Source organism: Bernardetia sp. MNP-M8 (assembly GCF_037126285.1).
Taxonomy (GTDB): Bacteria; Bacteroidota; Bacteroidia; order Cytophagales; family Bernardetiaceae; genus Bernardetia.
This window is the reverse complement of record NZ_CP147012.1, coordinates 428,650-446,252: the sequence shown is the minus strand read 5'-3', so window position 1 is coordinate 446,252 and position 17,603 is coordinate 428,650. Positions and strand designations below refer to the sequence as shown.

Annotated in this window: 12 protein-coding genes; 3 read left to right on the top strand and 9 right to left on the bottom strand. The window is 31.7% G+C overall.

The features are described 5' to 3' along the window. Positions 1 to 5 precede the first annotated feature (5 nt). The 9 genes from V9L04_RS01925 to kbl all read right to left on the bottom strand — a co-directional run bounded on the left by V9L04_RS01925 (position 6) and on the right by kbl (position 14,460). Positions 6 to 1,316: a DEAD/DEAH box helicase gene (locus V9L04_RS01925; RefSeq protein WP_338792373.1), complete on the bottom strand. Its 1,311-nt coding sequence runs from the start codon at positions 1,314 to 1,316 to the stop codon at positions 6 to 8. Between the two features lie 103 nt (positions 1,317 to 1,419). Beyond that, complete coding sequence (locus V9L04_RS01920) at positions 1,420 to 2,703, bottom strand: GlmU family protein (RefSeq protein ID WP_338792372.1); 1,284 nt, start codon at positions 2,701 to 2,703, stop codon at positions 1,420 to 1,422. A gap of 254 nt (positions 2,704 to 2,957) precedes the next feature. Further along, complete coding sequence (locus V9L04_RS01915) at positions 2,958 to 3,710, bottom strand: DUF434 domain-containing protein (protein WP_338792371.1); 753 nt, start codon at positions 3,708 to 3,710, stop codon at positions 2,958 to 2,960. A gap of 378 nt (positions 3,711 to 4,088) precedes the next feature. Then, positions 4,089 to 5,204 carry a DUF4837 family protein gene (locus V9L04_RS01910; RefSeq protein ID WP_338792370.1) on the bottom strand — a complete coding sequence of 372 codons (1,116 nt, stop codon included), beginning with the start codon at positions 5,202 to 5,204 and terminating at the stop codon, positions 4,089 to 4,091. Positions 5,205 to 5,441: 237 nt separating this feature from the next. Next, positions 5,442 to 6,284, bottom strand: coding sequence for an NgoPII family restriction endonuclease (locus V9L04_RS01905; protein ID WP_338792369.1), 843 nt, complete (start codon positions 6,282 to 6,284; stop codon positions 5,442 to 5,444). Beyond that, positions 6,281 to 7,312, bottom strand: coding sequence for a DNA cytosine methyltransferase (locus V9L04_RS01900; RefSeq protein WP_338792368.1), 1,032 nt, complete (start codon positions 7,310 to 7,312; stop codon positions 6,281 to 6,283). Before V9L04_RS01900 ends, V9L04_RS01905 begins: the two co-directional genes overlap by 4 nt. Positions 7,313 to 7,545: 233 nt before the next feature. Beyond that, positions 7,546 to 9,399, bottom strand: coding sequence for a fasciclin domain-containing protein (locus V9L04_RS01895; RefSeq protein WP_338792367.1), 1,854 nt, complete (start codon positions 9,397 to 9,399; stop codon positions 7,546 to 7,548). 538 nt (positions 9,400 to 9,937) lie between these two features. Beyond that, positions 9,938 to 13,012, bottom strand: a complete 3,075-nt coding sequence (locus tag V9L04_RS01890; protein ID WP_338792366.1) for a COR domain-containing protein — start codon at positions 13,010 to 13,012, stop codon at positions 9,938 to 9,940. Between the two features lie 251 nt (positions 13,013 to 13,263). Continuing rightward, complete coding sequence (gene kbl / locus V9L04_RS01885; protein ID WP_338792365.1) at positions 13,264 to 14,460, bottom strand: glycine C-acetyltransferase; 1,197 nt, start codon at positions 14,458 to 14,460, stop codon at positions 13,264 to 13,266. 314 nt (positions 14,461 to 14,774) lie between these two features. Between kbl and V9L04_RS01880 the strand changes: the two genes are divergently transcribed. From V9L04_RS01880 to V9L04_RS01870, 3 genes are all read left to right on the top strand, one after another. Then, the gene (locus tag V9L04_RS01880) at positions 14,775 to 15,461 is read left to right on the top strand and encodes a zinc metallopeptidase (RefSeq protein ID WP_338792364.1); all 687 of its coding nucleotides are present in this window, start codon (positions 14,775 to 14,777) and stop codon (positions 15,459 to 15,461) included. A gap of 211 nt (positions 15,462 to 15,672) precedes the next feature. Further along, positions 15,673 to 16,455: an alpha/beta hydrolase gene (locus tag V9L04_RS01875; RefSeq protein ID WP_338794181.1), complete on the top strand. Its 783-nt coding sequence runs from the start codon at positions 15,673 to 15,675 to the stop codon at positions 16,453 to 16,455. 310 nt (positions 16,456 to 16,765) lie between these two features. Beyond that, on the top strand, positions 16,766 to 17,464 hold the full coding sequence (locus tag V9L04_RS01870) for a CBS domain-containing protein (protein ID WP_338792363.1): 699 nt from the start codon (positions 16,766 to 16,768) through the stop codon (positions 17,462 to 17,464). Positions 17,465 to 17,603: the final 139 nt, after the last annotated feature.

Sequence of the window (17,603 nt, the reverse complement as noted above, 5' to 3'; positions counted from 1 at the left end):
CGTAATTATTTCTTAGGTTTTCTCTTTGATGTACTTCTATTTTTCTTTTTACCTATATCTTTTGGATTTAGATAGCGTTTTTTATGATGAAAAGCTCCTTTATAGGTTGGATCTTCTCTCTGTTTGATAAAATCTAATGCCTTTATTAGTTTCTGATTTTCTTCGAAAGGTGTTTGTGTAATCTCTACATCTGTTGGAATTCTTTCATTTGGGATTTTTTTTCCAATCAGTTTTTCAATTCTTTTGATATGATGAACATCCAAAACATTGGCAAAAGTAATGGCAATGCCTTCTTTTTCTGCTCGTCCTGTACGCCCAATTCTGTGTACATAATCATCGTACTGTTTCGGAACTTCAAAATTAATAACGTGACTTACATCACTTACATCTAATCCTCGTGCAGCTACATCTGTCGCTACAAGTATTCGAATATCTCCATTTTTAAAATCACTAAAAGCATTACTTCGTGTATTTTGATCTTTGTTACTATGAATTACCCTTACACTATCATCTACCTTTCTACCCAAAAATTTATAGACATTATTCGCAACATCTTTTGTTCTTGTAAAGACAATTACTTTATTAAATTTTTCTTTATCCTTGAGTAAATAATCTAATAAATTAATCTTAGTTCTGAAATTAGGAACTTCATAATATTTTTGCTCAACTGTTTCGGCTGTAACCGAAATAGCCGAAATATTTATTTCCTCTGGGGATTCTAAAAAATCCTCTGTCAATTTTACAACTTTCTCTGGCATTGTAGCAGAAAAAAGGGCATTCTGACGTTTTTTGCTAGAAATAATTTCTAACAAACGATTGATTTGTGGCATAAAACCCATATCCAAAATACGGTCTGCTTCATCCATTATCATCGTTTTGATTTGACGTAAATTCAATTCATTTCGCTCATAAATATCCAATAATCGTCCTGGTGTTGCGATAATCAAATCCATTCCTTCTCTCACTTGTTCAAGCTGTCTTTTTATACTTCCACTTCCACCATACAAAGCAACGGCACGCAAATCAGTATATTTACCAAGTACCTCAAAATGTTCATGAATTTGAATAACCAACTCACGAGTAGGCGCAAGAATCAAAGCACGAGGATTTTCGCCTTGTGCATATTTTAGTTTCATCAAAAGAGGCAACATAAAAGCAGCCGTTTTTCCTGTTCCTGTTTGTGCTACACCAATTACATCATGTCCTGCCAAAAGCAACGGAATTGCCTGTTCTTGAATCGGACTCGGTTTTTCATAACCAGCTTCTTCAATGGCATTTAATAATTGACGGTTTAATTTAAAATCTTCAAAACTCATTTTTTATTCTTTATTTAACCATCATTGAGGCTCAAATGCAGCCGTCAACGAGGTGTTTAATTTGTATTTGTAATTCCCAATCTCCATTCCCTAATCCCCAATATCAACTAAACATTGGATTCGATTCCCAAAATCTATAATTATCGGTATCTTCAAAAACGTGTTTCATTATTTTGCGCTCGGTTTCTGTAAATGCGACATCTCTACGACTCATCATGCGCTCTGCTGTTTTGAAAAGAGCATCTAAGTGTGTCGATACAAATTTAGTTTGGTGGTTGCCATTTCCCCACGCAAAAGAAGGAATAAATTTCGGTGGAAAACCTTCTCCAAAAACGTTTGCGCCTGTTCCTACAACAGTTGCTGTGTTAAACATCGTACAAATTCCAGATTTACTATGGTCACCCATTAAAAGTCCACAAAATTGCAATTCTGTTTTTTCGTAATTTTCTTCTGCATAATTCCAAATTCTGACCGTTCCGTAGTTATTTTTTAGGTTGGAACAGTTGGTAGCTGCACCCAAATTACACCATTCGCCAATAACTGCATTTCCTAAAAATCCATCATGTCCTTTATTAGAATAACCAAAAAATACACAGTTACTCACTTCGCCACCCACTTTACAGAACTTTCCGATTGTTGTATCGCCTCGCATATTTGAACCAGTATTGATTACTGAACCTTCTCCCAAAGCAAAAGAACCACGAATGATTGCACCTTCTTCGATACTTGCATTTTTTCCAATATAAATTGAGCCTTTTTCTGCATTTAAAATGGCAGCTTTTATAGTTACTCCTTCTTCTATAAAAATGCGTTCTTCATTATATAAAACTGTATGTTTGTCTGTAACAACTTCACTTTTACGTCCTGTTGTAATCAAATCAAAATCTCGTTCAATTTCTTGTTTGTTTGAACGGAAAATATCCCAAGTTCTTTGTAAGAATTGGATATTTATTTTCTCTGTTTTCTGTTTGGCTACCTTTAAAGCAAAATCATAAAATTTATCTACACTTTTGAACTGCGTAAATGTTTTGAAAGCAATGAGCTGGTTTCCAGTTTCTGAAAAAATAGCTGTTTCTAATGGAAGAGAAACTAGTTTTTCAAAAACCTCTAAAGTTGGCAAAACTGCACCGTTTATATATAGATTTACAGTTTCATTCTCTTGGAAATGAATAGGAAATTTTTCTTGTAAATAATCTTGTGTCAGAAATGAAAAATGATGATTCTCAGTTTGTAAATGACCTGTATTTTTTAGAAAGTCATTGAAATATGTTTCGAATTTTTCCTTTATGGTCAGAATTCCGACACGCAGGTCAGCCACAGGGCGAGTAAAAGTAAAAGGCAACAAATGAGTGCGAAGTGAAGGAGAATCGAAAAAAATGATGTTCATGAATGAAAATGACAAGAAAAATGGATATAAATTTGAATTTTTTTAATAAAGGTTATCACGATTATTTTTATATAACTATCTTCTAGACTCTTGAATAGGATAACAGGCTTCTTTTTATGTTCAGACAAGATGCCTGAACTACCATAAATGCAAACCGTGATAAGGTTTAATACTGCAAATTTACGTAAAAGTGAGTTAGAATTGTTATTTTTTTCCTGTTTAATTCTCTGACACTTTAAAGTATCGTGATAATTCTATTTCCTAAAGTCCAAAATCCAAGCTGAAGGAACATAATTTTTTACAATAAAACTACATAGATTTACCCATTTTGAAGCATTAATGGTAATCCAAGCATCACAAGAAGCAACAATATGATTTTGATTTTGACTCAATTCTACAATAGATTTATCAGCATGTTTTTCTAAGAGAACTTTCCAATTCCATTTTTTTTGTTCTGCCAAATCTTCCATAATTTTTTTTAGCCTTCCACTATTTGAAATGGGCGAATCCAAGACCCAAATGGTTTCTTTTATTTCAAGTTCTTCAATTACGTTTCCAATAAGTTCTAAAGCAGGAATTGTTTCTTCTACTTTTCGATAGGTTGAATGAATACTGGCAATATCACGCATACAACCATCTAAACCAATAAAAAGAGGGGCATTCGACAATGCACATTCCGTTGTAATAAGCAGATTATAACCATCAATAACTAAGGTAGAATTTAGTTTTTTGAAGTCAGAATGAATATCTAAATCAATGCTAATTTCATTTTTTTTTCTTAATTCTAAACTTTCTCTTTCTGCGCTGGCAGCATTTATGGCTTTTCGTTGTCGGTCTGTAAGTGAAAACTTATCACCTACAATTTTTAGAGATGCTTTTTGTGCATAGCCATTTGATAAAAGCCAAGACAAATCAGAAACAGCTTGTTTTAGATTATCAATATTTTTGTCGGTAAAAGCAGCATAATCTTTTGGATTTGCTCCTCTGTGTTTTTGTGAGTTGGGCATTTAAAAAAAATGTGAATTATAAATGGTAAATACAATACAGTAACAATGAATACATATAGATAATGATTCTAATTTATTTAATCTATCCTTATAATAAGTCAACTTGTGTAATAGGAAGTCTATTGATTACTCACAACTTGAATTATACTTAGAAGTTGTTTAAGAATAGATTTGTGTGTTTTTGTTGGTGTCGCTACGCTAAAACACCAACAAAAACAATAGTTTTTATATAAACTAGGGTTGCAAATCCTACTTTATGGAAAAATAAAACTTTTATCCCTGTTCTGTGGCACACAGAACAGAATTTTACTATTCTTAAACAATTTCTTAATATACTTTCATTTACCACTTACCATTAATAATTTATCATTCCAAAACCTACGGTTCAAATGTCCATAAAATGCTTTCTACTTCACGAATATAATCACGCTTTTTTGAAGTAGGTGCAAAAATAAATCCTTCAATATAATATAATCTATTTTTCTCTTCATCAACAATCAAATATCCTAAGAAAGGACCTCCAGAAGTAAGTGAAGTGAGTTTCCAAAGCGCACGAATTTCAATTGCATAATGACCTTTAAAATTAATTTCTTGTGAAAAATAAGGAACTACATCAGTTTGATCTGTTACATAAGAGCCTCTATCTGGGTCTTTCATATACTTTTCTCCTAGCTCTCTTCGCCAAGCCAAAACACTGTCTGCATTTAATTGTCCTTGTGAAGAATAAGGTTTGTAAGCCACAAAAACATTTCTATCTCTTCCGTTGGCATTATCTATCAAACGCATGAATACAAAACCTGAATCTTGTTCATTTATATCTTTTGCTTCTTGATAACCATCTGGAATTCCTATCATGAAACCATGTTCTTTTTTGTAGCGTTCCATTTTCCCTGTTTGTGTTCCACCTCTAAAGGCTACTAAACGAGAACGTTCACGCTCTGTTTTATAAAAAATCTCACGCAATTTTTCTTCATTTGCCTTCATGTGTTTGATAAGTTGCTCGTCATTTTTACCAATCAGATAAACAACTTGCTGGTCTTTTGCATGTTCGTTTTGTTTTACAATCAAATAGGGCGTTGTATCGGCTTCTATTCTGTCCAAACTTTCTTTTGCAAATTTTTTGCGTAAAAGGTCGCTATCTGTTGATTTGCTGTCCAACGACAAAACCACAAAAATAGAATGATATTCTTCCAACAAATCATTTACTTTCTTTGGTGCAGCATGATAGATTTTGAAAATTGGCTCGGCAGGTTGTGGAAAACCTGGCATAGGTGCCATATAAAGTTCACGAACAGCAGCTCCCAAATCTCCTTCCCATTTACTAGAATCCATTTGAAGTAATATTTCGCCACGTCCACCCTTTGAAGGAGGTAAAAAATCTTTATATGAAAATACTTTTTCATCTTTATTATCACTTGAACAGGAAAATAAAAAAACTCCTGTCAGTAGAAAAAAGGCTAAAAAGGCAAATTTGGTTATCGTCTGAAATTTCATTGAATATATTGAATTGATTTTTAAAGTCTTGATTTTGTTCTTTGTCAAACACCTAACGGTTTGTTTAAAGGAAACACTATTATACCACGAAAGTAACAAAAATATAGAGAGTTTTCAGACAAATTAACATCAGAAGTGAAGTAGAGGTTTTGTGTTTTTTGAATTTGGTGGAATATGTTGATTTTGTGGTTGTGTTAAAGTGCCAGTAATAATCAATAAAGCTTTTTTTGCATTTTATTAAACTATGTATTTTATCAATTTACAATCAATCAATTTTGCAGGGTTATTTGGGTCTTGTACTTGCTGATTTTCAATGCTAAATTCTATCTTATTAATTGATTCAATTTTTGTTCTACTAGATTCATTAAAAGAATTATACTTTTCTGTTGGCATAATACAAACTAATTCAAATTCTTTTTGGGTTGGAATATGTAAGTAACTAAATACCTTTCTAGGATTTTGAATCTGCCACATTCCTCTAATTCTCAAATTTGTAATCCCTAAAGAATCTACTTTATTTACCCTTCCCAATTCTTTAGTTTCTGCAAACTCTACATTGGGAATCGTGCCTATTCCTGCCGAAATCGTATTTTTTATTCTCTGATACGTTTCGTGACTTGCTGCATAAATATTTCCATAAACAAACCAGAGAGATTTTAAAGTGGTATCTGTTGTATGTCCAACACAATAAATTAAATCTTTTTCAGTCCAGTCTTCACAGTTTTTGCAATTTTGTGTAATCATTGGACTTAAAGAATTAATATTTGACTTTGGATAAGAACTATTTAAAGCCAAATCACTATTTGCGCTTTGTGTTTTCTTAACTTCAATGGCATCTCCTCCTTTTATCATAATATCAGGTGGATTATTTTGACTACCAAGCCATGAAAATTTTTCATTAAATAATTTCATTCGCTCTTTTTCATCATTTATATGAAAAGAGTTTGCAAACGCATCTTTGATATAGTTTTCCAAAGCATCTCCTACACTATTTGCTCTGTTTCTACCTGTATAAAATGATTTGATTTCAAAAATAGGATTTTGAACAATAGTATAAATTGCCTCTAAAATATTTGTCATGCTGTTAGTTTTTCTTGTTGAATAAAATTATTTTTCTGATTACTCAGTATTTGTTCTTTTATGCTCTTAGCCAAAAAATAAGCTAAATTCACAGGAACAGCATTTCCAATCATTTTATAACCTGCTGCTACTTTTTTATAATAAAAGACAAAATCATCTGGAAAGGTCTGAATTCTTGCACATTCTCTAACACTTAATCTTCTGTATAAATGTTCGTAGTTGGGAACAAAAATACGCACATCTTTTTCTACCAATTCCATTTTTGGAGCTTGTGGGTGAATAGGCGCATGTCGTCCTCCTGCTTGAATGGTAAAAGATTGTTCACTCCAATCTCGCACTCGGTTTCTTGACATAAACATAGTTGAAAAGCCTCCTATCATATATTCGTGGTTCGGAATTTTGCAGCTATCACCATTTGTATTATTGAACTCTAAAGCTGGTAAAACATTGCTTTGCAAATCTGAAATAGCCGTTTCTAAAGTTACTTTTTCAAAATTTTCATTCGGAAATTTATACTTAAAATTTAAGTCTTTTCTTATACCAATAAAAAAAACTCGTTTTCTATCCTGTGGAACATTATAATCAGAAGCGTTGAGCATTTTGAAAGATAACTCATAACCCAAACCAGCATTTCTAAATAATTCTTTAATTCCTTCTAAGGCTTGGTTATGTTTTGAAATAAGCATTCCACTAACATTTTCAGCTAAGAAAAACTTGGGTTGCTTTTCTTCTAATATTTGGATAAAATCATAAAATAATTGTCCTCTTTTATCTTTTATTCCTCTTGCTTTTCCTGCTTCACTCCAACTCTGACAAGGAGGTCCTCCAATAATCCCATCACAATCAGGAACTTCATTAGCAGGAATATCTACAATACTTCTCTTGTCAAGAAAAGTGTTAGAATGATTTTTTTGATAGGTTTCCCAAATTTCTTTATCATATTCATTTGCCCAAATTACATCAAAACCTGCTTTTTGAAACCCTAAATCTAACCCTCCTGCACCTGCAAAAAATGAAACTATTTTCATTGTATATTATTTTTCTTTATCTAAACTAATAAAAAGTAATTTTTATACAAATATAAGATTTTTGTGAGGGAAATTAAAGACAATTTTTACTCTTTCCCATTCTCAATATCTCAAACTAGTAACTCTGACCATAAAAAAAGGCATTTTCCTCAAAAGAAGAAAATGCCTTTTAGTATTTCTAATTTGTCCTAAATTTTAAATTCTCATTTAATTTTTAGGTTTCTGTTATTTAGTTAGGGTAATAGCACTTTATTAATTACGTGAACGATACCATTTGTACCTTGTACATCAGTCAGAACAACTTTTGCAGAAGAATTTGCTCCCACTAAAGTTACTACTCCCTCAGCAATACTTACTTCTACGTTACCATTCAGTGTAGTAATAGTTTGTGCGTCTGATAAATCACTTGCAGCTAAGTTTTCACTGGCTACATGATGTTGTAATATACCTGTAAGGGTCGGCACATCAATCTCATCTATTCCATTTATACCCAAAGCAATGTATAAAGAATCAAAAGCTGCGTTAGTCGGTGCAAAAACAGTAATTGGATTAGCTGTTGCTACAGTTGTCGCCAAATCTGCACGCAAAACAGCAGCTACCAATTCGGTAAATCCACCATTTTGTTGAGCTAATTCTACTACATTTGGAGGCATAAGTACATTATCAATAACGTGAATAACACCATTATCAGCATCCATATCAGCTTGTGTAACACTAATATTTTGTGTTCCATTTAGTTTCACACCATCTGTTCCATCTACAAGCAAAGAAACTGTTTCATCAGTTCTTCCCTCAAAAGTTGCAGGACTTAATGTAGAAACATAAAAAGGACTTTGAGATAAATCAGCAGCCATTTGTTTAGTTCCAAGTACGTGATACAACAAGATATTTGAAAGATTAGGGCTATTCAATAAATCTTCTGTCGAATTAATATCAGCATTTGCAGCAATAAAAGCCTCAAAAGCAGCATTAGTAGGCGCAAAAACAGTAAGATTTGCATCTGCATTAGCTACTGCGCTCGTAAGATTGGCAGCTTGTAAAGCCTGCAACAAAATACTAAAGTTTGTATCTGCTGTTACAATGTCAGCAATTGTATTAGTTTCTTCAGTTGGAGGAACTAAAACTTTATTGATTACATGAACTACTCCATTTGAAGCCGAAATGTCAGCTTGTGTAACCTGTGTATCTTCATTCAATGTAATGGTACTTCCATCTACAGTTACTTCAATAGAAGCATCTGTATTAAGAGTAGCTAACGTACCAGCATTGATTTGTGAAGATGTAAGTGTTCCATTTGCTACATGATAAAGCAAAATAGGAGTTAGGGTTGCTACATCAATATCAGCAATTCCATCCACACCAAGTTCAGTAAAAAGAGCCTCAAAAGCAGCATTAGTAGGCGCAAAAACAGTATATGCTGTTGTTCCGTCTAACGTAGAAACCAAATCTGCTTTTTGAAGAGCTTCTACCAAAATACTAAAATCTGGATTTCCAGTAGCAATTCCTACAATAGAAGGTGTTTCAGGTTCTAAAGTAAAATCACTAGGAACAAGAACTTTATCAATCGTATGAATAACACCGTTTTTTGTATCAGTATCAGCAGCAGTCACGTTGGCATCATTTACCATAATAGCATTTCCATTTACCGAAATACTTAGTGATTCACCTGAATTTAGAGTTGGAAGAGTAGCACCATCTGTAAAAGTACTGCTCTTTCTATCGCCTGATACAACATGATAGGTCAAAATTTCAGTTAGTTGCTCTTTTGTCAGTTCTTCTAAAGTAACTCCTTGCTCAACAAGAAAAGCACTAAAGGCTGTATTTGTAGGAGCAAAAACAGTATATTCTGTTGTTCCTTCAAAAGTAGATACAAGTTCAGCTTTTTGAAGAGCTGCTAAAAGTGAAGAGAAATCGGACTCAGCAGCTACCACTTGAGCAATGGTATTAGTTGGAGTAGGATCAGGATCAGGATCGTCATCATCGTCAGAACAAGAACTAAGTACAATGCTAAATGACAATCCAATTGTCAAGCACAGAATAAAAATACGAAAAGTGTCATTAAACGAGTTTAAAATTGACTTTTTCATAAAATAAGGTTTAAAAAATAAATGTTTTGTTTATGCAACTTAGTTGCAATAAAATTTATAAATAATTATATTATCTGTAGATAATTATTTATAAGAAAACATATAAAATAAATATTTAAATTAATTAATTATAACATTCGGAAGTATATAATTTATAAAATTCACTATTACTAACAGTATATTAATTTAATTGTTTTCTTTATTTTGTTAAATTTTGCTAGGTTGTTGTTGTTAGTGTAATTACTCAAGAAAAAATTCTGTCACAAAGACAAGAAAATTTTGTTGAAATCTTTTGTTTTGATAATCAAAAAATGATATTTGGTCTAACAAAGAAAATAATTAGGAAAAATATACTACAAATGAAATAACATAAGAAATCAGTCAATCAGAATCAGTTTTAGAAGTATATCTATTGAACTGTCCGATAATTGGAGGTTTATTAATCAGTTGAATTATAACTTCGCTCATTTATCAATTCTACTTCTCAAGAAGGTTGAGTAGGCATTTTCAGAACTATTTTGGACTACCGAAAAACTACTTACAAAGTAGAAATTAACACATGCAAACGATTATGAAAATCAGAATCATATTTTGATTGTCCTCCTATCATTTCCTTTTTTAGCTTTGAAATTTCGTGATTTGAAACTTTTATATTGTCCAAATATTCAAAGAAATCTCTATAATCTGCTTGTTCTATAAAATAGCGAAGTTTACTTTTTTCGTTTTCTCCTATTTTAATGGTTTCTACAATTCCATCTAAAAGCATAACAATTTCTATATTTTCATCACTATTGACACATTGCTTTAGTTTTGTTCCTCGTTCTTGTGATTTTTTCAATTTATCATAGTTGAAAAAATGAGGTTTTGAAGCATCTTTACAATCCACACAAACACAAGGAATTTTCTGAAAAATCTCTAGCTCTTCAAACTTGCTATGAATATGGTCTATATTTCTGCGAATGATAGCTAAAAGTTTATCAGCTTGTTTTCCCCAAACTTCTATTTTTATTGTTTTTGGATTTTCTACTTCATTCAAAATTACTTTTGCAAACGTTTCTTTTTTATTAGCTTCCAAAACAAGCACAACGCCATTTTTCCAAAAATACTCTTTAAAAATATTTTCGTGCAGACGACAAATAAAACGACTCAAAATTCCCTTTGGCATAAAAGGATAATGATATTCAAAACGCAAATATTTAGTTTTTTCGTTTTCAAAAGTAGGTTTTATTTCTGCTACACCTATTGGTTCTTCTACTGGCAAACCTTCAGGAACGATATATACATCGGCTTCATTGAGCTTAAAAATGAGTTCGAACTTCTCTATTAGATTTATCAAAAACTCATGCTTTTCATCAAAACGCTCATCACTCCAAATCGTATCCAAATTATCAAAATCAAAACGTCCGTTTGTTACTTTTTTGGTGTCTAAAAGCAAATAAGCTGCATCAGTTACCCATTCTGAATTGAGAACAACAGTATTTTTTAATCTTGCTTCTTCCGAGAAATGAAGTACAGAACCAATGTTATGAAGTTGGTCGCTCAAAAATGACGCATCTTCTTTTGAAACTGTATGTTTTTCACAGACTTTCAAATAGTCTTTGTAGCTAATATAATCAGTTTCTTTACTCATTTCTACAAGCTCATCACGTACAGCAACTCTGTATTTATTCCAAATTTCTCTAGTGTGTGGAAGCTGCAAAAGCTGGTTTTGTATCTCTGTTCGTAGCGCATCAATGCCTGTACCTTCCTTACAAGACGTTTTATAAAAACCCACAATATTAGGAAACTGTTCTTTCCATTGTTTTTGATTTACTTCGCTTACTATTTCATCTATTTTATTTTGAACGACCAAAATAGGCGCATTTTTGGAAAGTAGCGATACAATACGCAGCCAATACGCAAATTTTGATTGATCTTCTCCCTTACGAGTTTCCCATACAAAAACATAAATTGAATTTTTGGTAAGAAAAAACTGATGTGTGCCATAGTTTATTTCCTGTCCTGCAAAATCCCAAATATGAGCTATAAAATCTATTTTTTGTTCTTCTCGCTTACAATCTACTAACTGCCAAGGTTTTATACGAATACCTTTTGTAAACTTTCTACCTCCTTCAAATTTATATTCTGTTTCACTTAATGCTTCTGAAAGCTCTGTTTTTCCTACTTCTCCTACTCCTACAAAAATTAGTTTGGCTTCATTGAGTTCTTTTCGGTCTTCTTCTTTTTCTATAGATTTTAGGTAGTTTTTTACTTCTTCTAATACATTTTCATCTTTATCAAATATTTCTTTTGGGATATTTTTTATTGGGTTATCTTTCAAATATAATTCTTTTAGATTATCAAAATTATCTAGAAAAGAAATAGGAATATAATCTATTCTGTTGCTTGATAAATCTAATTTTGAAATGCTAGATAGTTTAAGTAGAGAATCTACTTTATCTATTTCATTATAAGCTAAACTTACATTTTTTAAATATTTTAGATCTTCTAAAAAAGAGATGTCTTTTAAATTGTTAAGCTCCAAGCTTATACTTTCTAATTTATCATGATTTTTGATGAATTCAACATCTTCTATATTTGTAAAGCTTATTTTAAGTTTTTTAAGGTTTTTATTTTTTCTTATAAAAAGAGATATTGTACTAGCATTTTTACCAATACTAAGTTCTTCTATTTTTTTTAATTTACTCAAGAACATGCTATCTTTTATATCGTTTTCTGTAATATCAAGAACTTTTAAAGTATGTAAATTAGATAGGACTGCAATATTATTTACAGGATTATGAGCAATATTTAATTGTTTTATGTTGCTTAACCCTTTTAATACAGATATATCCTCAATTTCATTCAAACCTAAATCTAATAACTTGATTTTGATTAATTTTTGCAGAGGAAAAATATTCTTTATGCTATTAACTGCTAAATTGAGATCTTCTATATTTTTTAATTCTTCTAATGGAGCAATATTATTTATTTGGTTGTGAGCCATATGGACTTTTCTCAATAATTTTAAATTGCTTAAAGGAGAAATATCGCATATATTATTTAATGTTAGATCAATTTCTTCTAATTTTGTTAACCCTTTTAAGAAATTAATATCTTCAATGCTTCCAATAATTAGAGAAAGGTTCTTTAGTTCATTCAAACATTCTATTACTTCATAATTAATAATCCTTCCGTTAAATCCAATACTACAACCTAAAGAAAGAACTTCAATTTTTTTTAAACCTTCTAAGAAACGAATATTTAATACTTTATTATTGGTACAATACAATTGTTCTAATCCTGAATGTTTTTTTAAAAAAGAGTAGTTCAACACAGGGTTAGAACTGATGTCTAGACCTTTCAATCCATTGATATTGGATAAGGCTGAAAAATCTTTTATTCTATTTGATTCAAAATTAATTTGTTCTAACCAATTAAGATTTTGAATAAATGAAATATCTGATAGTTCATTTTCTGATATATCAATGAATTTCAAATGTTTAGCATTACATAGTTCGTGTAAAATACTTTCTGTCCCTTTGAGTCCAAACCCAGACAAATCTAATTCAACCTTTTTGTTTGTCAAATTCTCTTCAATACGTCTTTCAACTTCTTTTATATTATCATCCATTTTCTTATTCCTTTAAGTAGTTAAGTAAAACCGAATATAGTTATTTTTTCTTTTTTGGTAATGGAAGAAGGAACTATTTTTTGTGGTTTTTTATCCTCAACGACGCTTTTAAGCTCGTTGACGGTTGGAGGAATAGTAAAAATTAACCGTCGTTGAGGCGGTGTCGTCAACGAGGATTTAATAAAAAAAACGAACGGCTTATATAAAAGTAAACCGTTCGTAATTTTTAATTTTTAATCCGTAATTCTGCTTTACGAAATCACTCCCAATTCTTTTCCTACTTTCGTAAAAGCTGCGATAGCTTTATCCAAATGCTCACGCTCATGCAGAGCTGAAATCTGAACACGAATACGAGCTTTTCCTTTAGGAACAACGGGATAATAAAAACCAATTACATAAATTCCTTCTTCCAAAAGTCGTTCGGCAAATTTTTGAGAAAGTGGCGCATCATAAAGCATCACAGGAACAATTGGATGTTCGCCTTTTACAATATCAAAACCTGCTGCACTCATTTTTTCTCTAAAATATTTTGTACTTTCTTCTAGCTTATCTCTAAGCTGCGTAGATTCCATCAAGACATTCAAAACTTCAATAGAAGCACCCACAATCGGTGGTGCAACCGTATTTGAAAATAAATAAGGACGAGAACGTTGGCGAAGCATTTCTACAATTTCCTTTTTGGCTGCCGTAAATCCACCTGAAGCACCTCCAAGAGCTTTTCCATATGTTCCTGTAATGATGTCAATTCTACCCATTACATTTCTGTACTCGTGTGTTCCTCGTCCTGTTTTTCCAATAAAACCAGACGAATGACATTCATCTACCATAACTAGAGCCTTATATTTATCAGCCAAATCACAGATTTTATCTAGTTGTGCAATTGTTCCGTCCATTGAAAAAACACCATCTGTAACAATCATTTTTTGAACTGCGCCTGCTGCATCGGCATCTTGAAGTTGTTTTTCAAGGTCTGCCATGTTATTATGTTCGTAACGAAAACGCTTTGCTTTACACAAACGAACGCCATCAATAATAGAAGCGTGATTCAAGGCATCTGAAATAATAGCATCGTCTGCTCCCAAAAGAGGCTCAAAAACTCCACCGTTTGCATCAAAAGCTGCTGCATACAAGATACAGTCTTCTGTTCCCAAAAATTCGGCTGTTTTGCGTTCTAATTCTTTGTGTAAATCTTGTGTTCCACAAATAAAACGAACCGATGAAAGTCCAAAGCCATGTGTATCAATAGCTTTTTTTGCAGCTTCCAAAACACGAGGGTTTGAAGAAAGTCCTAAATAATTATTTGCACAAAAATTGATTACCTCGCCTGTGCTTTGCGTTTTGATGGCTGCTGATTGTGGCGTTGTGATGATGCGTTCTTTTTTATAAAGTCCTGCATCTTTTATTTCTTGTAATTCCTTTTCTAAAAAAGGTTGAAGTGTGTCGTACATGAGTTTTTAGTTGGGTTAAAGTGAAGTAGCTAATGCTTTCTAAGTATTGTAAGAAAATAATTTATTGAATTTTTTTTATGATACTTTGGAAGCTGTCAGCTACTTTTGATTCAAATTTAGTGATTTTTGGAGTTTTTTTGTGTATCAATTTTCAAATTATATTTTTTATAAAAAGAGAAACAACTTTTACTTATTTTCGTTTAAGGTTAGAAAGTATAACAGACTTCCTAGTCTGTTAAAAAACAGTATTTTACAATGCAACAGACAGGGATGTCTGTTATACATTATTTTTTAAACTAAATCTTTTAGATAAAATGACTGGAGGTTATATATTAATAATTGTTGTAGGTCTGATAAGCATGGGCGTACAATATATGTTTAGAAATCGCTTTAAAAAATATTCTCAAACTCCTTTAGCTTCCAATATGAGTGGAGCAGAAGTAGCTCAAAGAATGCTAAACGACAATGGAATAAGAGGCGTAAAAATTCTTTCTGTAGCTGGTAGACTTACTGACCACTATAATCCAAGTGATAAAACAGTAAATTTAAGTGAAGCTGTTTATCATGGTCGTAATGCTGCTGCTGTTGCTGTAGCTGCTCACGAATGTGGACATGCTGTTCAGGATGCAAAAGCGTATGCTTTTTTAGGTTTTCGTTCGGCGATGGTTCCAGTTCTGAATATAACAAATCGGTTTACTCCTTTTTTATTAATGATTGGAATTGGTCTTTTATTTTTTGCTAATATCCCCTATGTTTTGGCTGCTGGTGTTTTAGCTTTAGCTGTTTCTACACTTTTTAGTTTTATTACTTTACCAGTTGAATTTGATGCTAGTAGAAGAGCTTTAAAATGGATAAAAGATGAAAATATAGTCAATCCACAAGAATATTCGATGGCAAAAGGCGCACTCTCTTGGGCTGCCATGACGTATGTAGTAGCTGCACTAAGTTCTTTAGCAACATTACTTTATTATGGTTCAATGCTGATGGGAAGAAGAGACTAATTTGGTTTACACTACTTTAATCATTATTTAAAGCCCTAAATTTCTCAATGATTCTTAGGGTTTTGTTTTTTCAAAAATTCTAACTAAACAAAAAAAAACAGGTTGAATAATGAATAGAATTATGCTATGTTTGTAGATAGCGACTTTTAGAATATATAATTTTTGTAAATTTGTCGTTTAATATATCTAAACTCATTATACATTTAATTTCATAGGCATGACGATAAAAGAAAAAGGAGGCTATCAATATATAGATGAAGGAGAAGGAGAAGTGCTTTTGCTTCTACATGGACTTTTTGGTGAGATGAGTAATTGGGAGGGCGTAGTAGCTCATTTTTCCAAAAATTACAGAGTCTTGATTCCGATGATGCCTATTTATACTATTTCTTTGCGAAAGGCGCATTTAGAAGGACTTATAGATTTTGTAGAAGGTTTTGTACAAATGGAAGACTTAAAAGATATGACTTTGGTAGGAAATTCTTTAGGAGGACATTTGGCTCTTATTTTTATGCTTCGCAACAAAGAAATATCTAAAAGAATGGTCTTGACAGGTAGTTCAGGACTTTTTGAAAATGGTATGGGAGGCTCTTTTCCTAAGCGTGGAAGCTACGAGTATATCAAAGAAAAAGTACAATATACCTTCCACGACCCAAAAGTTGCAACGAAAGAGCTAGTAGATGACGTATTTGAAGTAACAAACAATAATGCAAAATGCTTACGAATGATTACGATTGCTCGTTCGGCACAACGCAACAACATGGCTAAAGAAATTCCACAAATAAATATTCCTACTCTTTTGGTTTGGGGACTCAATGATACAATTACACCACCTTTAGTAGCTCATGAATTTCATAGGCTTTTAAGAAATAGTGAACTTCGTTTTATTGATAAATGTGGACATGCACCTATGATGGAACATTCAGCTATTTTCAATGCGTACTTTGATGAGTTTTTAAGAAAAAATCCATTAGAAAAAACAGCTACATTAGTTTAATTTTTCGTTAAAATAATTGCATAGAGTTAAGAATAAAAATAGTGGATGGATTTGAAATAGACTAAAAAATAAAAATCAATATAAAACGAAACATAAAAAGTGAACATTTTTTTACTAAAAATAATTTGAATAAGCTATTTAACTAAAAATAATAGCTTTTCTAAATAAATTAGCATACAAATTGTTATTCTATATAGTAGCAAAATAGTTGTGTTTTGTTTTTTATAAACTTTCAATTTCCAAATAAATTGAAGTAAAATTAATAAAAAGCCATTTTTGCTAGTATTGCCTTATTCAAAAAACAACCACTATGACCGATACATATAATACTACTACTTCTATTATGGTCGCTGCTGACCTTATAAATGAAATGATTCCTCCATTAAAAAGTCAGGACAGTGTCAAAAAGGCTCTTAATTGGATGGATGCGTTCAGAATTACGCAGCTACCTATCGTTGAAAATAATGTTTATAAAGGCATTATTACAGAAGATATGCTCTACGAAATCAACAATCCAGATGCAACTATTGATGCTATCGAACCTTTATATGAAGATGTTTTTGTAGGAGAAGACCAACATTTTTATGATGTTATGCGACTAGCAACTGACCATAATTTACGCATTATTGCTGTTGTAGACTTAAGTAACATTTTTGTAGGTGTGATTACGGTAAGAGATACCCTAGCAGCCTTTGCACGTACTTTTGCTAACCAAAGTGCAGGTGCAATACTTGTTATGTCAATGAATTACAGAGATTATTCTTTGGCGCATATTAGTCGATTGATAGAAGAAAATAACACCAAAATTTTGAGTAGTTATGTAGACACAGATCCCTATGATAGCAACCTTATCAAACTTACTCTAAAATTAGATAAAACGGAGCTTACACCTATTTTAGCAACTTTAGAGCGTTTCGAATATCGTGTTATTGCTAAGTTCCAAGAAAATCCAGATGCAGATATTCAAAAAGAACGTTTAGATATGTTCTTTAGATATTTTGATATTTAATTTTCAAAGCTATAAAACCTATAAGGTTTCTGAAAACCTTATAGGTTTATTGTTTTAATTATAAAAAGCATTTTTCGAAAAAAGAAAAATGCTTTTCTTGTTTTAAAAAACTGTACTGAATTATTCATTATACCAATCA